Below are 5,374 nucleotides of genomic sequence, written 5' to 3'. Positions count from 1 at the left end.
TTGAAATTTGTCCAAATGAAAACAAAGGAATTTTTAGAGAATTATTACTAAAAATCAAGGAACAAGGTGTAGAAGAAGTTGAAATTTTTGTCTTTGACGGCTTACCTGGTTTAGAAAATGTTGTAAATGAAATTTTTCCAAAATCTAAGACTCAAAGATGTCTTGTACACATTCAAAGAAATATTGTGTCTAAAGTAAGGTTTCAGATCGTAAAGAAATTTCTAATGATTTTATGTTAATTGCCAAACGAAGTAATATAGCTGAAGCACAAAAAGAACTAGAAAACTTTGTATCAAAATGAACCATAAAAGGTTACAAAAAAGAAGTCTCATATCTTTTGCAAATGAAAAATTTATTAACATTTTTTGATTTTCCACCTGAAAAGCGTAAATCTATTTATACAACAAATCCAATTGAATCCTTAAACTCGAATATGAAATTGATTTTAAAAAGAAAGGTTTCATTTCCTAGTACGGAAAGTTTATCATTGCTTTTAGCACATATTTTTGATAACTGAAATATTAACAGAAGTCTTAGAACAACAAACGGATTTAGAAATACTGGTTAAACTTCAATTTGGCATTGAAAAACCCGCAAAATATAAAGCAAAAGAACAAAAGATTACTTTTGTTCGCTTTATTTTGCAGGTTTTTCAAAAAAAATTTTAAATTTTCTGATAAGATGGTACCATATATACAACTTACCTTTTTACAGGATATAACTTAGATTTTTATTAAAATACACAAGAATTTTTATAATGTCCAAAAATCAATCGTCTTAAACAAAGAGAACACCTTTTACAGATGTTCTCTTTGTGTATCTATTATTCATCTTTATATAAATTTTTCAAATACTCATAAAATTGTTTTGTTTGATCATTGTTTAATTCTGGATTGATAGTTATTGTCTTTGTTTTATCAAGGTATTTTATATCCATTTTTAATTCCGACATCATATTATAAAGTGGTATATCATAATTTACTCCTAAACCGCTTGTATCTACAACATTAAAGTGTAAATTTATTTGATTTTTGTTTTTATCATCGACAACAAGACTTATTTCATCAATAGCAGGACCCCGTGTTCAACTTTCATACATCAATAAATTTTTGGTTTTGAAAAATTTATCAATATCTTCGTTATTTAAATAAATTTCTTTGAATTTTTCTCTATTTTTTTGTTGAAACTGTTGTTGTGTTAATGTATTTAAGTCTATTTTCAAGTTTGTTTGTAAGTGATTTCTTCAGCCAAATGCCCTTACTGTCTCTAGACTAAATTTGTTTAGAAATTTTTCGTCTAACTCTTGCTCTGATGTAATTAATTCATATTTATGATCAAAGATATATTTAAACTTTCCTTTATTTTCTGTATTACCTGATCAAAAGTAAGTAAAATAAGGATCATAAATTGTTTGGATATTATTATCTTTATTATATTTAGAAATAAGAGATTTAAATTTTGTTATATCTGATATCTCATAATCTTTTATTTCTTTTTTATTAGAGTCAAGAGATGAGGAAGTACAAGAAGCAGTTAATAAACCTAAACTAAACGAAAAAGGAAAAAATCATTTCTTTAGTTTTTTCATACTATCTTTCTTGAACTGTATATGTCATTGCTAAACTATCATTAATCGAATTATCAAACAGTGCATCAGAATATTTTTTCACTTTTAGTCTATATATCCCAGATTCTGGTGTTATATATTCTAAAATCTCATCATTAGAATTAATCGATGTGATGCTTTTTACAACAGTTCACTTCCCAAAACTATCTTTTTTTTCTAAATATAAATCATAATCAGAAAATAATTTATCGTTTTGTTTTTGATTTATTGTTTTTAGATTCAATCTATCTTCATCTATATGGGTTTCATGCCATTTTACCTTTTCTTTTGCTAATCTTGCTCCTTCAACTGAATTAGCAATAACACCTCCTAAAACACCTAAAAATCATCATCAATTCACATTTGCATTATATGTAGGTAAATTTTCTGGTGCCTTTAATAAACCTGTATTAAACAACCAAGAGCTTGCTCCTTTAATTTTTTTGTCTTTTTGAACATAAAACTCTCTTGTTGATAAAACAAAATCACTATCAGATTTTGAAACTTCCTTAGTTACTAAATTATCTGCTGCTTCTAACATATTTTCAAAATCTACAATACCAGACCCGTATTTTTTAGAATATCCATTTGGTTTATAATTAAGATTATTTACTTTTGGAGTTCTGGATGAAGCACCTATAATCGCTTTTATTGATTGCAATCTGATTTTATCCTTATCCAAAAAGTTTCTTTCTCTTAACAATGTTGAAACAAGTCCTGTAACAATAGGTGTTGCAAAACTCGTTCCATCAACTCAAATATCCTTTTTTTCTCCAAATTGATTAAGTTGTTTTCTTTCATATAAATATCCAGGAGCAACTACATTAGGTTTTGCAAGTGAATTATAATTGTCTGGAAGAAGATAATTTGAGTATGGTGCTATTGAGTCTTTTGGATCTTTTGATCAATGGTAATAATCTAATGCTCCTACAACTAAGTTATTAAATGAAAGAGATTTTCAATTTATTCATTCATTTTCTATTCCGTTTTTATTGTTTCCATTACCTGAAGCAAAAATATTTACAACACCATATTTTCTTGATATATAATCTAGAAAAAGATTGATTTCACTATAATCCTTTCTTTTATTGTTCGGCCCTGCTCCGTAACTATGATTTATAACCCTTACTCTTTTATTTTTAACCATTCATTCGATTGCTTTTTGTCATTCTGAATCATAAAAGTATGTAGAATAGAAAACTTTTGAATATCTATCATAACCATGTGTACCTGCAACTATATTTGCTACCTCGTTTGGGTGATGTGATAATTTTGAGTTTGAAATGTTATTTCACTCTATACCATATCTTAGAAAACCATCAAGCTTTCTTTCATCTAACATTCCGTTAACTTCTATAACTCCTACATTACCAATATTATTGTAGTATCGATTATCCTCTTTGTCTCTTTGCTTTTTAAAATCAACAAATTCTACATTTTTTGATATATCTGGATATTTATTTACTAAATAATATACATCTTCTTCATTTGTTTTATTAGTGTCGGATAATTTTTTGTTTTGAATTTCGTTAGGAAATACAATTCCTTTAAAAATTTCTTTTTTGTCTATTATATTTTTAATAAAGTTTTCTCTTTGATTTTCATTATCAAAATAAAATCAAACAATAGGCATCATTGAACTTATTTGATGTTTTTTAAATAAAACACCAGAATTTTGTATTTTATTAATAAATTCTTGGTTTTTTTGTTCTACTCAACTTTCTTCGTGAATAGAATTTTTTTCTTCATAATTTAATAGTAATTTTAATTCGTAATCGTTATTTATAGGTACATTTCTCACAGAATTAAACAGTTGTCCGTTTTTATTTATGCGAATCTCTAATTTTTTGTTTTGATATTCTAAATATCAAGGTTTTTCTTCTTTTTTTGATATGCTTGTAACTGTTAAGGTAGCTATACCTATAACTGATGTAATAAAAACACCGCTAAATAAAAATATTTTTTTATGTTTAATTTTCATATATCTCCTTTTAGTAATTTTGTAAGAATCAAATTACTTATTTAATTTCTTACAAAATTATTTTACATAAAAAGAAATATTAATACCAGAAATTTTTATTAAAAACATATTTTCTTTTTGATATCTGCAAAATTTGTGAAAACACACAATCCTTGCTTCCTACATATTTTATTATTTATTAAAAAAATATGTTATATAATTTTTTAAATATTTAATATTTATAAAATATGAAATAACATAATTTATATAACATTTTAGAGGAGACATAAATGTCAGCAATTAAAAAAATACATGCACGTGAAGTGTTGGATTCTCGAGGAAATCCTACTGTTCAAGTAGAAGTTACAACTGAATTAGGTGGATTTGGTTCAGCAATGGTTCCTTCGGGAGCTTCAACTGGTTCAAGAGAAGCTTTAGAACTAAGAGATAAAGGTTCTAAGTATGAAAAAAATTGATTCGGTGGAAAAGGAGTTATGTTAGCTGTTGATCATGTTAACCAAATTATTGCTCCTGCTATTGAAGGTATTGAAGTTACTGAGCAACGTTTAATTGATCAAAGAATGATTATTTTAGATGGAACACCAACTAAATCTAAATTAGGTGCTAATGCTATCTTAGGTGTTTCATTAGCTGTTGCTCGTGCAGCTGCAGATGAATTACAATTACCACTTTATAAATACCTAGGAGGTTTTAATGCACACCAATTACCCCTTCCTATGTTAAATGTTATCAATGGTGGTGAACATGCTTCTAATACCCTTGATTTCCAAGAATTTATGATTATGCCAGTAGGTGCTAAATCTTTACGTCAAGCACTACAAATGGCAAACTTTGTTTTCCATAACTTAGCTAAATTACTTAAGAAAAACGGACACGGTGTTCAAGTAGGTGATGAAGGTGGATTTGCTCCAAACTTTAAATCTCACGAAGAAGCCTTAGATTTTTTAGTTGAAGCTATTAAACTTGCTGGATATCAACCAGCTACATCCGGAGAAAACGCTGTTGCAATCGCAATGGATTGTGCTTCATCAGAATTATACAGAGATGGTGTATATACTTTCGGAAAACTTAAAGAAGCAATCGAATCTAAAAAACCTGGTTTTGAACACTTAAATGATGTTAAATTAACTTATACAACTGATGAAATGATTAAATACCTTGAATCTCTTGTTTCAAAATACCCTATTATTTCTATAGAAGATGGATTAGCAGAAAGCGATTGAGCAGGATTTAAAAAACTTACTGCTGAAATAGGAAATAAGGTTCAAATTGTAGGTGATGATTTAACTGTTACAAATACTGAAATTCTTAAACGTGCTATTGAAGAAAAGTCAATGAACTCTATTTTAATTAAAGTAAACCAAATTGGTTCATTAACAGAAACTTTTGATGCTATCCAAATGGCTCAAAAAGCAAATATGACTGCTGTTGTATCTCACCGTTCAGGGGAAACCGAAGATAGCACTATTGCAGATATAGCGGTTGCTATGAATACAGGACAAATTAAAACCGGATCAATGTCTAGAACAGACAGAATTGCTAAATATAATCGATTATTAGCAATCGAAGAAGAACTAGGAAATACAGCAACTTTTAAAGGTATTAATTCTTTTTATAATATTAAAAAATAATTTATTTTATGAAAGATAAAAAATATTTTTATAAAATGAATGCTTATTTTAAACAAAGAAAGAAAATTAAACAAGGACATAAAAATTAACAGAAAATTAATATTGTATCATCTCGGCATATTGCTGAGGTGATTTTCAATCTAAAACAGATTGAAT

Annotated in this window: 3 protein-coding genes and 1 pseudogene; 2 read left to right on the top strand and 2 right to left on the bottom strand. The window is 27.2% G+C overall.

Annotation, left to right across the window (positions count from 1 at the left end):
• Window positions 1–5 precede the first annotated feature (5 nt).
• Window positions 6–568, top strand: a pseudogene (locus ACXYRN_RS04145) (IS256 family transposase).
• 255 nt (window positions 569–823) lie between these two features.
• Here the strand turns inward: ACXYRN_RS04145 and ACXYRN_RS04140 are convergent.
• Entirely contained in the window at window positions 824–1,588 is a 765-nt protein-coding gene (locus tag ACXYRN_RS04140) for a hypothetical protein (protein ID WP_458607770.1), read from the bottom strand.
• 1 nt (window position 1,589) lies between these two features.
• Window positions 1,590–3,587, bottom strand: coding sequence for a S8 family serine peptidase (locus ACXYRN_RS04135; RefSeq protein WP_458607769.1), 1,998 nt, complete (start codon window positions 3,585–3,587; stop codon window positions 1,590–1,592).
• A 269-nt stretch (window positions 3,588–3,856) separates the two neighbouring features.
• On the opposite strand from ACXYRN_RS04135, the gene eno reads away from it, so the two are divergent.
• Window positions 3,857–5,218 (top strand): phosphopyruvate hydratase, encoded by a 1,362-nt coding sequence (gene eno, locus ACXYRN_RS04130; protein ID WP_458598029.1) that lies wholly within the window; start codon window positions 3,857–3,859, stop codon window positions 5,216–5,218.
• Window positions 5,219–5,374 lie beyond the last annotated feature (156 nt).

Source organism: Mycoplasma sp. 4423, from assembly GCF_054353855.1.
The sequence above is the reverse complement of the archived record's forward strand: the minus strand, read 5'-3'. Positions and strand labels throughout refer to the sequence as shown.